This window comes from Streptosporangium sp. NPDC000239, assembly GCF_040300765.1.
Lineage (GTDB): Bacteria > Actinomycetota > Actinomycetes > Streptosporangiales > Streptosporangiaceae > Streptosporangium.
Window position 1 is genome coordinate 276,183 of record NZ_JBEPEI010000007.1, and the last position, 16,208, is coordinate 292,390.

At 69.6% G+C, this 16,208-nt stretch carries 13 protein-coding genes; 7 read left to right on the top strand and 6 right to left on the bottom strand.

Going from position 1 to position 16,208, the window contains the following annotated elements; genetic code table 11:
* Positions 1-47 precede the first annotated feature (47 nt).
* Together ABT340_RS20380 and ABT340_RS20385 are read right to left on the bottom strand one after the other, a co-directional pair.
* The gene (locus ABT340_RS20380) at positions 48-1,538 is read right to left on the bottom strand and encodes an ABC transporter substrate-binding protein (protein ID WP_352012338.1); all 1,491 of its coding nucleotides are present in this window, start codon (positions 1,536-1,538) and stop codon (positions 48-50) included.
* The gene (locus ABT340_RS20385; RefSeq protein ID WP_352012339.1) at positions 1,528-3,240 is read right to left on the bottom strand and encodes an ABC transporter family substrate-binding protein; all 1,713 of its coding nucleotides are present in this window, start codon (positions 3,238-3,240) and stop codon (positions 1,528-1,530) included. The genes ABT340_RS20380 and ABT340_RS20385 overlap by 11 nt, the downstream gene beginning before the upstream one ends.
* Before the next feature lie 179 nt (positions 3,241-3,419).
* Between ABT340_RS20385 and ABT340_RS20390 the strand changes: the two genes are divergently transcribed.
* The 5 genes from ABT340_RS20390 to ABT340_RS20410 all read left to right on the top strand — a co-directional run bounded on the left by ABT340_RS20390 (position 3,420) and on the right by ABT340_RS20410 (position 7,684).
* On the top strand, positions 3,420-4,790 hold the full coding sequence (locus tag ABT340_RS20390; protein ID WP_352012340.1) for an aminotransferase class I/II-fold pyridoxal phosphate-dependent enzyme: 1,371 nt from the start codon (positions 3,420-3,422) through the stop codon (positions 4,788-4,790).
* Between the two features lie 308 nt (positions 4,791-5,098).
* A complete protein-coding gene (locus tag ABT340_RS20395; protein WP_352012341.1) occupies positions 5,099-5,806 on the top strand; it encodes a DUF998 domain-containing protein in 708 nt (235 codons plus the stop codon).
* A gap of 49 nt (positions 5,807-5,855) precedes the next feature.
* Positions 5,856-6,413 (top strand): MarR family winged helix-turn-helix transcriptional regulator, encoded by a 558-nt coding sequence (locus tag ABT340_RS20400; RefSeq protein ID WP_352012342.1) that lies wholly within the window; start codon positions 5,856-5,858, stop codon positions 6,411-6,413.
* Entirely contained in the window at positions 6,410-6,790 is a 381-nt protein-coding gene (locus tag ABT340_RS20405; protein ID WP_352012343.1) for a hypothetical protein, read from the top strand. The genes ABT340_RS20400 and ABT340_RS20405 overlap by 4 nt, the downstream gene beginning before the upstream one ends.
* 207 nt (positions 6,791-6,997) lie before the next feature.
* Positions 6,998-7,684, top strand: coding sequence for a flavin reductase family protein (locus tag ABT340_RS20410; protein WP_352012344.1), 687 nt, complete (start codon positions 6,998-7,000; stop codon positions 7,682-7,684).
* 85 nt (positions 7,685-7,769) lie between these two features.
* On the opposite strand, the gene ABT340_RS20415 is transcribed toward ABT340_RS20410, so the two are convergent.
* Positions 7,770-8,366 carry a TetR/AcrR family transcriptional regulator gene (locus tag ABT340_RS20415; protein ID WP_352012345.1) on the bottom strand — a complete coding sequence of 199 codons (597 nt, stop codon included), beginning with the start codon at positions 8,364-8,366 and terminating at the stop codon, positions 7,770-7,772.
* Positions 8,367-8,464: 98 nt separating this feature from the next.
* On the opposite strand from ABT340_RS20415, the gene ABT340_RS20420 reads away from it, so the two are divergent.
* Positions 8,465-9,316, top strand: a complete 852-nt coding sequence (locus ABT340_RS20420) for an alpha/beta fold hydrolase (RefSeq protein ID WP_352012346.1) — start codon at positions 8,465-8,467, stop codon at positions 9,314-9,316.
* A 284-nt stretch (positions 9,317-9,600) separates the two neighbouring features.
* Here ABT340_RS20420 and ABT340_RS20425 read toward each other — a convergent pair whose 3' ends face one another.
* Positions 9,601-10,773, bottom strand: coding sequence for an AraC-like ligand-binding domain-containing protein (locus ABT340_RS20425; protein WP_352012347.1), 1,173 nt, complete (start codon positions 10,771-10,773; stop codon positions 9,601-9,603).
* A 418-nt stretch (positions 10,774-11,191) separates the two neighbouring features.
* On the opposite strand from ABT340_RS20425, the gene ABT340_RS20430 reads away from it, so the two are divergent.
* A complete protein-coding gene (locus ABT340_RS20430) occupies positions 11,192-11,446 on the top strand; it encodes a hypothetical protein (protein ID WP_352012348.1) in 255 nt (84 codons plus the stop codon).
* A gap of 208 nt (positions 11,447-11,654) precedes the next feature.
* On the opposite strand, the gene ABT340_RS20435 is transcribed toward ABT340_RS20430, so the two are convergent.
* Both ABT340_RS20435 and ABT340_RS20440 read right to left on the bottom strand, forming a co-directional pair.
* A complete protein-coding gene (locus ABT340_RS20435) occupies positions 11,655-14,879 on the bottom strand; it encodes a DUF7824 domain-containing protein (protein ID WP_352012349.1) in 3,225 nt (1,074 codons plus the stop codon).
* Complete coding sequence (locus ABT340_RS20440; RefSeq protein WP_352012350.1) at positions 14,876-16,204, bottom strand: SWIM zinc finger family protein; 1,329 nt, start codon at positions 16,202-16,204, stop codon at positions 14,876-14,878. The genes ABT340_RS20435 and ABT340_RS20440 overlap by 4 nt, the downstream gene beginning before the upstream one ends.
* Positions 16,205-16,208: the final 4 nt, after the last annotated feature.

The following is a 16,208-nucleotide window of genomic DNA, read 5'->3' on the forward strand; positions in this document are numbered from 1 at the left end:
TTCCTCTCCTTCGTGAAATGCCTGGATCTCAGGCGGGAAACGGTTGGTCAGGGGGTGGCGGGGCGGATGCGGCCCCAGTGCCAGAACGGGACCCGGAAGCCGATCTGGTCGGGCCAGCCGAAGAAGTCGTCGCTGCGCAGGTAGTAGGCGGCGTACCAGAACAGCGGAACCCAGTCCACGTTGCGCGCCCAGACCCGCTGCAGCTCCCGGTAGTGCTCGCCGCGCCGTACCCGGTCGACGCTCGCGCGGGCGGCGGCGTAGCAGGCGTCGGCCTCGGGGTCGGACAACCGGGTGTGGTTGCGTCCGCCGCCGGTCTCGAACCGGCTGGAGGTGATCTCCGGGTCTGGGATCATGTTGCCGCCGCTGATCGACAGGTCGAAGTCCGCCTCCCCGGCCACCTCACGCGACCAGGCCGGTGAGTCGAGCCCGGCGACCTCGACGTCCACGCCGGCCGCGCGCAGGTTCTCGGCCACCACGGCGGCGATGCCCGCGTGCCCGGTGAAGGTCTTCATGTACACCAGCCGCAGCGGCGCCGTACCGGTGACGCCGCACTCGCCGAGCAGGCGACCGGCCAGCTCCGGGTCGAAGGCGGGCGCGGTCGCGTCGTCGGCGTAGGCCCACTCGACGCTGCGCGGCAGGTAGTGCGCGTACGGCTCCGACCAGCCGGGGTCGGCCAGCGGTTCGAGGTCGCGCCGGTCGACGGCGTGCGCCACCCCGGCCCGTGCCCGGCGGTCGCGCCAGCGTTCCCGGGTGTGGTTGAAGCCGAGTACCGCGACGCCGGGGCCCCGTTTGCGCCACAGCGAGGCGGCCGTGCTGTGCTCGGCCAGGTGCAGCCTGGGGAAGGTCAGCACGTCCTGGACCATGTAGTGCGCCCGGCCGTCGGCGACCTTGCGGACCGCCTCGTCGAGGTCGGGTTCGATGTCCAGCACCACCCGGTCGACGCCGGCGGGCGGCCCCCAGTAGTCCTTCCAGGCTTCGAGGACGATCCGTTCCCCGGGGACGTGCTCGGCGAATCGGAACGGTCCAGAGCCGACGGGGTGCTGGTTGTGCGGGTTGTCGGCCCAGTCGGTGCCCTCGTACAGGTGCCTGGGCAGCACGTGGGCGAACACCAGATTTCCGAGCTGGGCGAGGAACCCGGCGTTGGGCCTGCGCAGCGCGTACCGCAGCGTGTGGTCGTCGATCACCTCGATGTCCTGCACGTCCTGCAGGAAGGAGGCCGCGTGGTAGCCGTTGGCCAGCGCGGTGAGGTGGGTGTGGGCGACGTCGTGCGCGGTCACCGGGTGCCCGTCGTGCCAGCGGGCGTTCCGGTTGAGCTGGAAGCGCAGGGTCCGGGCGTCCTGCGCCATCTCCCAGTGCTCGGCCAGGTCGGGAAAGGCGGCCGGTGAACCGGTGTCGTAGACCACCAGGCGGCTGTAGACGTTGTTGGCGACGAAGTATCCGGCGGAACCCACGAAGTTGCGGTAGACCTCGTTGAACTCGACGGCCGGGGCCGGGACCTCGACGACGAAGTCCAGGCTCGGCCGACGGTCAGCCGCCATTCTTGACACCCCATTCCTGGACGTTGTAGCCGGTGCCGAAGCGGGTGGGGTTGACCCGGATGTTGCCCAGGTCACCGCGGTAGGCCAGCAGGGTCGGCGTCTGGTACAGCGGCAGCGTCACGGCCTGGTCGCTGATCCGTTCGTCCACCTTGTTCAGCAGGTCGACGACCTGCTTGGGGTCGAGCGTCTGGGCCGCGTCGGAGAGCCAGCCGTCGACCTCGGAGTCCTTGTATCCGGTGTGGGTGCCCTTGGAGCCGAACACCGACTGCGCCGTAGCGGTGGGGATGACGTCGAGGTTGGTGCCGAAGACGATCAGGTCGAAGTCACCGGTGTTCACCGTGGTGCCGAGGCTGTCGGTCTCCTGGAGCTGGAGCGTGATGCCCAGCTGCTTGAGCTGGTTCTGCACGAGCACCGAGGTGTCCAGCCGCATCTGGTTGCCCTTGCTGTAGCGCATCCGCAGCGTGGGAACCGGCTTGCCCTTGGGGTCGGTGAGCCCGGCGTCGCCGATCGTGTATCCGGCGTCGGTGAGGATCTTCTTGGCGGCGTCGATCTGGCCGCCACCCAGGCCCTTGCCGGTCACGTTGTCCTTGTAGGCGTCGGTGCCCTCCAGTTTCTGCCCCGGCATGAAGTTGCGGTTGCCCAGCGGTTCGGTGTTCGGGGAGAACTGCCCGATGGTCTTGTCGACGATCGCCTTCCGGTCGATCGCGGTGAAGACGGCGCGGCGCAGCGCCTGGTCGGACAGGGCCGGGTGCGCGGTGTTGATGTCCAGGTGCTCGTAGAGCAGGCCGGAGGCCATCATCGTGGTGACGCCGCCGATGCCCTTGAGCTGCTCGACGAGGTCGAGGGTCGGGCGCGGCGCCACGACCTGGATCTCGTTGTTGGCCATGGCCGTCACGGCCTGCCGCTCGTCGGTGAGGATCCGGAAGATGAGCTGGTCGAGCCGCGGGCCGTCGCCGTACCACTTGGGGTTCTTCCTCATGGTGACCGACTGGTTCGGCACGTGCTGCTCGATGAGGTACGGCCCGCCGGACCAGGTCGGCACGGTGGTGGCGAAGAAGTCGTTGAAGGAGGCCGCCAGGTCTCCGTGCTGGGCGGCGATGTGGGCCGGGAGCAGGTACGGGAACATCAGCCGCCACGGCTGGTAGGTCTTCTCGAAGGTGACGGTGACGGTCTTGCCTTCGCCACCGGTGACCGAGGCCACCTGGTCGTATCCGGCGGTGGTGGCGGGCTGGCAGGTCGAGCACTGCCCGGGGTCCTGGACCTGCCAGGTGTACTTGAAGTCCTCGGCGGTGATCGGTGTGCCGTCCGACCAGGCGGCCTCCGCCCTGATCGTGTACTCGACGGTCTGCGGCGACTCCTTCACGACCTTGGCGTCGAGCAGCAGAGCGTCGTTCTTCGCCATCGTGAAGTCCGGCATGGAGATCATCGCGTGTGGCAGGACGGGGTTGAGGATCTGCCGGTAGCCGAAGACGTCGCCGGTGGCGTGCAGGATGTTCCAGTTCTTGACGTCGACCTCTATGGAGTAGGTGACCGCGCCGCCGTCCCGTACCTCGGCCTGGTTGGCGTCGAGCTGACCGGCCTGCATGCCGGTCGCCACGGTCTGGCCGCCCTCGGTTCCGTCTGTGGTGCCGCACCCGGCGAGCACGGCGACCGCGGCCAGCGCCGCGCCGTACCTGATCCGTGCACCTTTGATCCGCGTCATCGCGCTCTCCCTCGTGCGCCTCGCCGGCGACAGGTCGTCGGCCTGGGCCGGGCATCGGCCGCCGTGGGGGTGGGGCCGACCCGGAGTAAGCTCGGACCGTACGGAACGTACACACAGCACGTCAATGCACTTATGTACACGTACATATACGCGACGGCCCGATCCGGAACGGGGGGAGCGTGGAGCCCGACGAGCTTCGCAGGCTCATCGCGACCCGGACGCCGCTGCACAACGCGAGCGTGCTGGCGCGTACCGTGCTCGAACTGATCGCCTCCGGTGAGATCCCGCCGGGGACGCGGCTGCCCACGATCCGCGCGCTGGCCCACGAGCTGAGGATGAGTCCGTCGGCCGTCGCGCAGGCCTGGCGCGTCCTCGCCGACCGCCGTGTCGTCGAGACACGCCGCAGGGGCGGGACGATCGTCACCGGGCCGCCGTCCGTTCCCCGTGCCTCACGGCTTGAGCGCATGTTGCGGGCCGGCGCCGGGATGCCCGTCGACCTGGGGAACCTCAACTACGACCCGGAGCTGCTGCCGGACTCGCGGGCGGCGCTGCTCGCGGCGGCGCGGACGCCCAAGCTGCACCTGCTCGAACCTGAGCTGATCACCCCCGAGCTCCGCGACGCGGTCGAGCCGATCTGGCCGTTCCCCGCGGAGGATTTCCTGGTCGTGCACGGCGGAATGGACGGTGTGGACCTCGCGCTCGGCACATCGGTCAAGGCGGGTGACCGTGTGATGGTCGAGGAGCCGTCGTTTCCCCGTATTTTCGACATCGTCGAATCCGTCGGGGCGACTCCCGTCTCCATTCCCTATGGCGAGGGAGGGCCGGATCTCGACATTCTCGAAAAGGCACTGGCCGACAAACCGAGTGCCTTTATCTATCAGCCGTTCGGCCACGTCCCGCTGGGGCGTTCGGTCACTCCGGCCTGGCTGGAGAGGGCGGCCTCGTTGCTTGCGGAATCGTCCGTCACCGTCATCGAGGTCGTCATCATCCCCTTTCTCGCCGAGAACGGCGTGCCGTCGCTCGGGCCGTATCTGGGCAGGCAGATCGTCCAGGTCCAGAACTTCATCTTCTCCCACGGTTCCGACTCCCGGGTGGCGGTCGTCGGTGGAACACACCACCACGTCGAGCGGATGTGGTTTAAGATCACCTATTCGAGCAGGTGGGTGAGCCGGATTCTGCAGAACGCCCTCGCGTTCCATCTCACCGACGCCGGCTCCGTCGCGGCCGTCGCCTCCTCGGCCGCCACCTACCGGCGAAGGCACGCCGATTTCGTCGATGCGTTGAGAGAACGCGGATTCGACATCGGAAGCGACTCGGGAATAAGCGTCTGGGTGCCGGTTCCCGATGAGCACTCGGTTTCGACGCGGCTGGCCAGGAAAGGCGTCTCCATATTGCCGGGGTTCCTGTTCAGGAAACAGCCCGCCGCCCCGGACCACATTCATGTGAACGGCGGTACGGCCGCCCAGGCGACCGAGTACTTCGCGGACGCGATCGCCGACGCCGCCGACTTCGCCCTGGGGTCCGGCCCTCGATCCCGCCGGAGGCGGTGACCCCGCCCTTCCCGGTCGTATGCGACCGCGTACGGCCGTGGCGTCGAGGCGTGGTCGCCTCGACGCCACGGCGGGGTCAGGTCGCTCGCGGGAGGTGGCTCGCGCTTGATGACAGAGCGGGCGCAGGGGGGCTGCCTGCCGCACGATCGGCGCCTCTTCGAGAACTTCCCCCATGTGTCAACCCGGGTTGACACATGGGTGGCTGTCAACCCAAACTGACAAACACCCGGAGGCGACGCGTCCCGCTTCTTCGCCGCCGGGTGCACGAAGCCGCATCGTCACCCATTCCCAGAGGGGCAATGCCATCCATGTCAGCGCGAACACGTTCCCGATTGGCCGAGGCGGCACGGACCGCCCCCCTCCTCGCCTGCGGGGTGATCGCAGGCCCGCTGTTCGTCCTCACCTTCCTCGTCGCGGGCGCCGCCCGAGCCGGCTACGACCTGTTGCGCCATCCGGTCAGTTCACTCGCCCTGGGTGATCTCGGGTGGGTACAGGTGGCCAACTTCCTCGTCGCGGGCCTGCTCACCCTGGCCTTCGCCGTCGGGTTACGGCGCGCGCTCCAGCCACTCGGGGGCTCGACCTGGGGGCCGCTACTGGTGGCGGTCTGGGCGTTGGGACTGCTCGGCGCCGGGATCTTCGTCACCGACCCGGTCAACGGTTATCCGCCGGGCACCCCGGCCAGGCTCACGCACTACGGCAGTACGCACGCCGCCCTGCACGACGGCATCTCGTTCGCCACCTTCGTGGCCCTGGTGGTGGCCTGCTTCGTCTTCACCCGGCGCTTCGCCGGCTGGGGAGAACGCGGATGGGCGGCCTATTCCGCGTTCACCGGGATCGCCTTCACGGTGGCGATGACCCTCTCCAGCCTGGGTTTCGAGCAGGCCGAAGGACTGGCCGGTCTCAGCGGGCTGTTCCAGCGTGTGGCGATCATCATCGGGTGGTGCTGGCTGAGCCTGCTGGCCCTTCACCTGCTGTTCCGGAGCGGGGCCTTTCGCCCGCTCTCCGAAAAGGCGTAGCGGCCTCGTTGCGGAGATATGGAAGTAGGTACTAATCTCCATTCTCACTATGAATGACGTACACAACTACGGGCACGACGAGGACGGGACCCTCTACGACCCCCGCGTCAGAGAGGCGATGGCGCGGTTCGCCGAAGACGGCGACCAACTGCTCGCCTTCGAGGCGGGCGCCGCCGTCCGCACCGCCTACCACTCCGTGGAACGCGTGCGCGCCCAGGGCTCCGAGGGCAGGGGGGTCAGCGCGGGCGCCCTCGACCTGCTGATCCGGCTCGGCGCGGCCGGCCAGGGCATCAGCATCGGTGACCTCGCCCGCGCCGCCGGGGTCAGCTCCCGCAACGTCACTGGCCTGGTGGACACCCTGGAACGCGACGGGCTTGTCCGCCGCGTCCCCGACCCAGAGGACAGGCGCTCGGTCCTGGCCGAGATCACCGCCGAGGGACAGGCGTGGATCGAGGCGTTCCGCCAGCCCGCGCGGATGGCGATGCGGGCCATGTTCCAGGGGTTCACCCCCGATGACCTCGTCACCTTCCGCGACCTGTGCCTGCGGCTCGCCGCCAACCAGCACCGCCTCACCGGCCACCTCCGCCAGACGGAACCCCGCTCATGACCACCTCCTCTCCGGAACGAACCCGCCACGCCGTACGCGGCTACCACGAGGCGCGCTTCCGCGGCGACGTGACCGCCGCCGCCGAGCATCTGGGGGAGCCGTTCCACTTCCAGAGCCCGTTCATCAGCTCCGACGACCGGACGGGCCACCTGGCCACACTGCCGGGTTTCGTGTCGATCGTGACCGGTGTGGAACTGATCAGCGAGCTGTACGGCGAGGCGGAGGCGACCCTCGTCTACGACGTGCACACCGCCACACCGGTGGGCACGCAGCGCACCGCCGAGCACTTCCGCCTGGAGGACGGCAGGATCGTCTCGATCATGCTGCTGTTCGACGCCTCCCCCTGGCAGTCGATGAAGGCCCACATCGAACCGTGACAGATCGGCGGCCACGGGCAAGGGCATGCCGACCAAGTCCGGCCGCCGGGCAGAGCCGGGCAAAGCCTGTTCACACACCATCGGCCGGCGGCTTCGCCACGATGGCCGGGCCGGGACCGGCCGCATGCGCACCGCGTGTCCGTGCGGCCCGTCAGCCCCTTCGACGTTTCGGCCCTGGCCGAAACGACCGGATCCTAGGCTGCCACCATGAACGCGGCATCTCCCCACACCCTGCCCGAACAGACGGTCGTGACCCACCTGGAGATCGAGCCGAGCATCCTGTACTTCGGGACGCCGGTGGTGCTCCTGACGACGGAGAATCCGGACGGCTCGTTTAACCTCGCCCCTATATCGTCCGCATGGGCCCTTGGGCAGACGGTGGTGATGGGACTGGGGCTTGACGGGCAGACCGCGTCCAACCTCGGCAGCCGCCCCGACCTGGTCATCAGCCTGCCGGCCCCCGCCCAGTGGCCGGCCGTGGAGCGGCTGGCGCCGCTGACCGGCCGGAATCCGGTCCCCTCCGGCAAACCCAAGGGCTGCCGCTTCGAGCCGGACAAGTTCGCCGCCGCAGGCGTGACCGGCGAACCCTCCCATCTGGTCCGGCCGCCTCGCGTCGCCGGATGCCCGATCCAACTGGAGGCCCGCGCCGAGCGGGTACGGCCGGATCTCTTCGAGGACTTCCTCATCGTCGAGGCCGTCGTGTGCAAGGTGCACGCCGACTCCCGCATCGTCGTTCCGGGCACCGACCACATCGACCCCGCCGCCTGGAGCCCTCTCATCTACAACTTCCGCCACTACTTCGGGCTCGGCCCGGAGCTCGGCCACTCCTACCGCACCCAGACACCCCGCACCTTCGAGGGACCTGCCGCGCTCACCGACACGGTGCCCAGCTGAGGCGGGCAGCGGGTCCTCCATCGAGGCGACCGGCCCCGCTTCCTGACACCACCGCGCGCCGGGCTCCCAACGGCCAGGACGGCCTTCAGCGGCCCGGCAGGTCGTTCGCCTCGACGGGGAAGCTCCTGGTCAGCAGGGGCATGAGCAGGTCGTCCACCAGGCCGGTCAGGAATTCGTGGTCGAGCGGGCCGTTGAGGATCATCCGGCGCATGATCTGCCCCTCCGCCACCTGATGCGCCAGCTCGGTCGATGTGCTCGCGGGCACCTCGCCACGGGCCACGGCGCGTTCCACGATCACCCGGAAGGGCCCCTGGTCCTCGTCGGCCACGTGCGAACGCAGGGTCTCGGCCAGTTCGGCGTCGGTCCGCATCGCGTGGATCAGCCCGGTCATCATGGTCAGGTACCGGTCGTCGGCCTGGGCGCACAATGTGTCAAGCGCCGATAGCAGGTCACCGCGCAGGGTGCCGGTCGAGGGGATCTCGGCCACCTGTACGGCGTCGCGCGCGTCCAGCGCGGCCTTGACCAGCTCCGGTTTTCCCCGCCACCGACGGTAGATGGTCTGCTTGCTGGCGCGTGCCCGCTGGGCCACCGCGTCCATCGTCAGCGCCTGGTAACCGATCTCGCCGAGCAACTCGATCGTCGCCGTCAAAATCGCCTGTTCGCGCGCAATTCCTCTGACCATGCCCACCTAACCGAACGAGACGGTACCGTACACTTCATATCCTAGCCGTACCGGTTCACGTGCGGCAACGACGTCTGTTTCCACCGAGGACGGGGCGAATGAACGGCAGGGCGGAGATCGAGTGGCATGACGACGTGGTGACCTCCGCGGACGGGACGACGATCGCGTTTCTCAGCCAGGGAAACGGGCCGGGGCTGGTGGTGATCCCCGGGAACAACCGGCGCGCCCACCACTACGGCGTCCTGGCCCGGGAGCTTTCGGACACCTACGCGGTGCACGTGATCGAGCGACGGGGGCGTGGCCTGAGCGGACCGCAGGGCCCGGGTTACGGTGTCGAGACCGAGGTCGACGACGCGGTCGCCGTCATGGAGCGCACGGGCTCGGACCTGGTCTTCGGGCACAGCTACGGAGGTCTGACGGCCCTGCATCTCGGGCTGCGCAGAAGGGTGGCCGCGTTGATGGCGTACGAGCCGGGCGTGAGTGTCGAGGGGTCGTTCGACACTCGCTGGCTGCCGGACTTCACCCGTCTGCTGGGGGAGGGCAGGCAGGTCGCGGCGATGGCGGCCTTCCTCAGGGGCACTCGCCTGACCCCGATCGGAAACGCGCCGACGCCGGTGTTCCGCGCGCTGGCGTTCATGATGCTGAGCGGGGCCGAGGGACGCGACATGCGGGCGATGATGGCGACCACTCCGGCGGAGATCGGCGAGATCGGCCGCCTCGACTCCGACGGCACGAGATACGCGGGCATCGCCTCCCCGGCGTTGCTGCTGGGCGGGGAGAAGACGCCCGGCTATCTGACCGGCGTGCTGCCCCGCCTGGCGGAGGTGATGCCCGACGCCCGGTACGTGATCTCGCGCGGGCTGGACCACAACGCCCCCGACCTGAACGCGCCCCAGGCGGTCGCCGGGCAGATCCGTGCCTTCCTTCGCGAACGTCTGGTCACGCCCTGATCGGAGACCGCGCCACCCCGTCCTCCGTTTCCGAGGCCGGGGCGGCGGTCGTCCTACGGTGCTTCAGGACGCCTCGGGGGTTCCGGGCGTTCTGAGGGCGGGTTCCATGTGCGGGGACCGGTCGGTTCACGCAGCGGGAGCATGCGGCGAATCACCCTCGGAGCGAAGAACGACGACGGGTAAACGGATCGGCGGGCGTACGTGGCTCGCCCGCCGATCCGGGCTTGAGAGAGGGTTGGTGCCTCACGCGCCGCCGTACGCGAAAGGTCTCGCGGCGGGGCCGTTCATGAACCGATGAGACCGGCCTCCTGGGTGCCCTGCCCCTCACTCGGAAACAGCTTGTGATTAGTTTGTCGGCTTATAGCCGGTATGTCATTGACGGCTGCCGCACCGGTTACTGATATTTCCCGCACGGCCTCACGGGAGAACACGCTCTCCGGCGGCGGCAGTGGTCGCCCACCTCCCCGCCGGTCACGGCCGTGCCACACCCATTCGCGCGACGAGCGATAGCCGGCGGGGGACAGACCGTAGGCGGCGCGGAAGGTGCGGCTGAAGTGGGCGTTGCTGGCGAACCCCCACCGGGCGGCGATGGCGTGGATCGGCAGGGAGCGCTGGGCCGGGTCGGCCAGGTCGTGACGGCAGCGTTCCAGGCGGCACCGGCGTATCCAGGCCGCCACGGTCAGGCCCTGCTCCTCGAAGAGGTGGTACAGGTGACGGACGGAGATCTGGTGGGCGGCGGCGACGGTCTCGGCGCACAGCGCCGGGTCGCTGAGGCTGCGCTGGATGAAGGCGTGGATGCGCGTCTTCAGCACCTGCCGGTGGGTCTCGGGCGGCAGGGCCTCGGTTGCCTCAAGGTGGTGGGCGCACATCGCGGTGAACAGGGCGACGGTGACGGCCGACAGGCGGGAGGCGTCTGCCATGGTGTAGCCGGAGGCGTTGCGCATCAACTCCTCCAGATAGCGGTGCAGCAGGGCGCCGACGCCGTCCCGGGAGGGCAGGCTGACCGAGGCCAGAGAGGTGAGCGCGTCGGCGGGCAGCGACAGCGCGGCCTTGGGGACCTGCAGGACCAGCCCCTCGAAACTGCCGGTTTCGTCGGCGACGATCTCACCGTGACAGGGATGTGAGTTGTCGTAGAACACCATGTCCCCGGGCCCCGCGGTCGCCTGCCTGCCGAACTGGGTGATCTGCGTGGTGCCACGCCGAGAGAGCGACAGGCAGTACGTCTCGGGATCGGACCCGCGAACCTGCGCCGAGGTGCGGCGCGACCGCAGGGACGGACAGGTCACCGCGTACACCTGCGTCGAGCCGAGGTCGAGCACACGCATGGTGGCACGGAAGTCGGCCTCGTGGTCGCTGTGCACCACGGTGGGCATCAGGGACCGGTCCGCCGTCTCATGCCACCGGCCGAACCGGTCGGAGGCGGGCAGGTCCCCGCTGTGGGACACGGCCCCGTTCATCGCTGGTTTTCCATGACAGAATTCGCCACTGTCAAAAAAATTGTTATCGGTCTCCCGTATTCACTGACGCACACGAAACGATCCTTTCGCGTCCCAGATTGCGCGGGTCTCCTGCGACTGTTTAGACACGGGTGACCGGTGAATTGTTTGGAGAACCGGCACCGGATATGAGAAAGGCGCGATACGCGCCGGCGGAGGCCACCGCCGGACACACCCGAAATCGCCCCATTCTTCGCGAAGCCATACGGTGCGTGGCCAGAACTGCCCCAACTGTCTCTGGCGTCACATCTTCATCGCCCTGAGACAACTATAAGTGACTTATTAATCACCGTATGTGGTGGCAGGATGAAAAGGCGCGCGAGGGTTCCCGAACGGACCCGACCGCGTCTCCATCTTCAACCGAGCGAAGGAGACAACAGTGGCCAGGTACAACACCGAGATCCACACGGGTGGCGGCGGATGGCAGCAGGACACTCCTCTCATCCTGTCCATCGCCAGTCGTGGCCAGGTCGTCCCCGGCGACGGCCGTCCGGCCACGGGCACCACGGTCACCTGGAGCAGCGACAATGCCGGCAACGGCTCGGTGACCTTCTTCGACGACGGCACCAAGTTCGAGGGGACCGCCCGTTTCCCCGGTGAGGGGCCGGTCGGGTACCGAGGGCAGATCGCCTGATCCTCCGGCACGGACGGGCATCGGCGACCGGCCGGTGTCACATCGCTCCTCCATCGGGCCGCGCGGAATCCGCGCGGCCCGATGTGTTCGTGGCGGCCGGAGCGTCGAACCGGTCTCATCGGACGGGCGGCGGCCGGGAAGTCATCCCCGACAGACGAACCCGGGTCGATACAGCCGAGGCCCTCTCACCTCCCCTCGGAGAAAAGTCTCAGCCTTGGACGGCAGGAGAGAACGCGGTGCCCTCGGTGAGCTGGGAGTGAAGACGCTTGCACTCGTGGACGAAGCGGATCCTCCGGCGGCTGCGCGCGAAACCGGCGACGACCGGAATCTCTCCGCTCGCACCGGTCCAGCGCGCCACGTCGGTGGCGAAGGCGACGAGTTCTGCGTGGGTCACGGTGATGCGCTGTCCCTCGCCCGGCAACATCCCGGGCAGCAGAGCGCACAGGATGTTCCACACCTCCTGGTGGCCACCGGCGTCGGCCAGCCCGGTCAGGGCCGCGATGGCGGAACGGGTCTCCAGCCAGGTACGGCGCAGCACCAGCGCGAGCTGACGGCCGATCGCCTCGGCGGGCAGTTCGCCCCTGGCGGCCATGCTCAGGACCAGCGGGATCACACCGGGCACGCCGCCGACCAGGAGGTAAGCGAGAATCACCGCCGTGGACTCGCCCATCGGGCCCTGGGCGATCTCCAGGCCGGTGATCTCCGTGGGCGTTCCCCACGTGCCCCAGCGGCCGCGCAGCAGGAAGGGCAGGAGGTTGACGGCCACGACCTCGCGGTGCGAGGGCAGCATGGCGGGCCACGCCTGAAGCGTGTCGCCGTACTCGTCGACCGTCCAGTCGAACGGCTGACGCAGCAGCACCTCGTCGATCAGCCGATGGCCGGTCGGGGCCGTCACCCGCAACACCGGCTGCAGCCTGACATCGGTGAAGTGCTCCGGTTCGCCGTCGCCGAACTCGACCATGGACGCGTTCACCATGTGGCGCCATATGTGGCCGCACTCGGGATCGGCCATGCCGTCACCGGCGAGCCAGCGGGCGGCCGAACGCGCCGCCTCCGAGTCGACCTTGGCGGCCCGCTCTGCCGCGGCCTGATGGCTGCCCCGGGGCAACCGCAACAACGCCTGCGCCAGGTCGGCCGGAGGCGGCTCGACCCCGGCGGCGGCGCAGGTCTCCAGCCGGTCGACCAGCACGTCGGGATCGAGGTGGCCGCTCATCCAGGTCGGCGTGGCCAGCAGCACGGGCGGCAGGGTGTCGTTTCGGAGGGCTCCGGCGAGTTCCGCGTAGCGGTGCAGCAGGAAATCATGGGGCGGGGAGACACGATTGGGGTGGGGCAGGTGGTTGCGCCGCCGCCACTCGTCGTGCTCGGGCAACTCCTTGGGCATGAAGGAACGCAGCCGGGGCGGGACGAAGACGACGGTCACCTCCACGAGCGGCTCGTCCGGGCCTGGCGGGGGTACCCGCTCACCCGCCCGCATCGCCGCGATCCTGGCGGGGTCCAGACCGAGTTCGGCCATGCGCTCGTAGGCACGGTCGAGGATGAAGGACGGCATGGCCTCGGCGGAGTCGTCGTACAGGACACCGGGCCTCATCCGCGCCGGATGGAGGTGATCGGGCAGCTCGTCGTCGTTCTCCTCGTCGTTGAAGGCGTCGGAGGAACAGGGCTGCTCGACGTCGGCGGGGGAGTCGTACAGGTGGATCCGGCCCCCGGTGAAGGGGACCCGCTCGCCTCCCTCGCGGGCAGTCGCCCCGCCCGGGCCGTCGTCGCTGTTCCAGGTGATGAAGAATGCGCGCAGCGGAGTGTCGTCGTCGAGGTAGCGGCCAGGCCGGTAGACGCCACCTATCGTGATCCGCCGAGGCCCCGGCTCCGGATCGGGTTCCTCGCCACGGGTGAGGACACGTACTCTCACGGAGTGGTTCGCGTCGTCCCAGAACTTCTCCGGTTCGATCGGTGGCAGCTCCGGCACGCTCCCGGGGGTGACGAGCTCGGCGGACAGCGCCGACTGCCAGTCGTCGGGGTCGAGACGCGCCTCCCTGGAGCGCCAGTACCCCTGGTTCTGCTCGACACGAGGCTTGAGCCTGCGGCGCAGTTCCGCCCGGTCGTCGGCGACTCCGGTGACGAAGGCCGCAAGCCAGCGTTCCTGGCCGATCCAACGCTCATCGTGGCCGGGGGAGATCGACGGCTCGGGGAACCTCCGCGCCTCCGGAGGCGCGGGCAGCGGCGGGAACTCCTTGCGCTCCAGCGGTTCCTCGATCGGAACCTCCCCGCCGAACCGCTCGGCCAGCTTCACCCCCAGATCGACGGGCAGGTAGTGGACGCCGTCGAGGATCGCCTCAGGGTGGCCGGCGAACAGGCCTGCGTGCTTCAGGGTCAGCTCAACCGCGCGGTTGCGCACGTCGAAGGACTTGTGCGCGTACGCCGTGGTCAGCGCGGTCACGAAATCGGCGGCCGTCTCGGGCGTGGCCCGGATCGCCTGGTCGAGCCAGCGCAGGCCCGTGGCGGCGAGCTTGGCCTCATCCCGGAAGGTGAGCGCCTCGACGGCCTCGACCAGGTCGGCATGGTCGAGCGGCATCGCCCCACGTACCTGCTCGGCGGCCAGTTCGGCGACCGTTCCCGGAGCCGACGGCAACAACCGCAGGTAGTCACGCAGCCGAGGCGCGGACTCCTCGGGAGTGGGGGCGAGGAGCGTGTGCAGCCGGACGAAGAACCGCAGGTCCTGCGCCTCGCCGCCGCGCAGGAAACGGCTCACACAACCGTCGAGCGCCTGTTTCCTGGGCAGTTCGCGGGCGGCGGCGGCCAGCCAACGGGTTGGCCGGGGCTCCAACCGCTCGTCACGGAGGACGCGACCCGCGCCGTCGGCGTCGAAGACACGAGGCAGCAGCACGGGGGTCAGCGGGTCACCGGCCACGCTCGGCGCGGCCAGCCAGGCGGCCACCAGCGGGTCGTGGTCGGGCGGCACCGCGCCGGACTCACGCAGCAGCGCCACGGCCAGCGGCGCGATGCGGTCGCCGGGACGGCGCACCCGCTGGACCAGCCGGACCGCGACATCACGACGCCACTCTTGGGGGCGGGTGGCCGCCACCCGGCACACCTGGGCGACGTCAACAGCCTCGGCCCAGCGGCGGTTGACGTCGCGGCCGGTCATCCACGTCACCGCCGCCGCAGGGCCGGTGATGACGCCGACCCCGGTCAGCAGCAGCCCGCCCGCCAGTCTGTCGAGCAGTTCACTGATCTCCCAGAAGGCCGTCTCCTCGAAGTCGTCGGGGTGATCGGCGCGTACCCGCTCGGTGAGGGTACGGCGCAGCTCCTTGACGAGGCCGGGCAACCGCCCGCCCAGTTCGGCGCGCTCCTCCTCGGTGAGCGTGACCAGCCGGGCGGCCAGGCGGGTGACCTGGTTACGGGCGACCAGGTCACAGATCTCCGCCCAGAGAGTCATCGGGAGACCTCCACGGCGGCACGGGCGACGATCCGGGCGGCCAGCACGTGTTTGCACGGCCCACGGGAGCCGCGATGGTCCCACCACCACTCACAGGTGCAGGACCCGTCGGTCAGCGAGACCCGGCGCGCTCCGCCCGAGGTCCGGACGGTGGCCAGCTCGCCTTCGAGGTGTACGGCTCCCGCGTCGACGAGCTTGCGCGCCTTGGCCAGCCGTGGGTTGAGCAGGATCACGTTGTCCTTGTCGTAGGGCAGCTCACGGTGGAAGTGGGCGGCCTCCGACAGGTCGTAGCCGACCCGGCCGGCGACACCGAGCTGCGTCAGCGCGGCCCGCACCCGGCCGGCGGGGATGCCCGCGCGGTCGGCCAGCAGGCCGATCTCGATCTCGGGCTCGAAGTTGAGCAGCATGCCCACCACGTCGGCGTCGTTCTCGGCCTCGTCGGTGGCCAGGTCGTCGAGCACCGCGCCCTCACCGGAGAAGCCGCGCCAGCGCTCAGGCGAGAGAGTGAGCGTGTAGCGCATACCGGGGAGCTCCAGTTCCCAGGCGCTGCAGGCGGCGTCGGCCGGGCCGTACACCCGCAGGGACTTCGCGAAGCGCAGCAGCGGCAGGAGGGTGCCGAGCCGGTTGGGGCCGGCGAGCTGGACCGAGCCCGGAACCCTGCGATCGGAGACCTTCAGCTCCCGTCCCACCTGCGCCACCCACACCGTGCCCTTCTTGGGCAGCCCACGCAGGAACCGCACCGCCGCCATGCCGGTCAGCTCACCGCGCTGGTCCATGCCCGAGGCGATGACCTGCACCTCGGCGAAGCCGCGTAGCCAACGCTCGGGCAGCGGCACCTTCTTCTCCACCACCGCGCCGTCCATCGTGGTCACGACCAGTTCGTCGAGCCCGACCCCCAGGTGCAACGGGTCACGCGCGCCGATACGCGCCAACGCCTCCCGGAGCGGCGCGTTCACATCGACGTTGGTGGTGCCCCGGTCGAACACCTCACCGTCGAGCGCGCCGCCCAGCAGGTCAAGCCGGGCGTACACGCCGCCACAGGCCGAGAACGACTCGAACCGCAACCGGTCTCCGTTGCACGTCACCACCGGGTCACGCACCCAGCCGGGCCGCGCCTGCGGCTGGTGGTAGCGGGCCAGGGCCACGTCGGCGACGCCGAGCAGGGCAGCCGCGGCGGGGGCCGCCTGGGTCACCACTCCGCTGAAGAACCGGGGGGCCACGGCCGGGCCGGACAGGGCCCGGCCGCCGGAGGTCGCCAATCCGAGACGGCCGTCGACAAGGGAGGAAGGCGCGGCGTACGTGTACGCCTGCGTCGCTGAAGTCATGGCC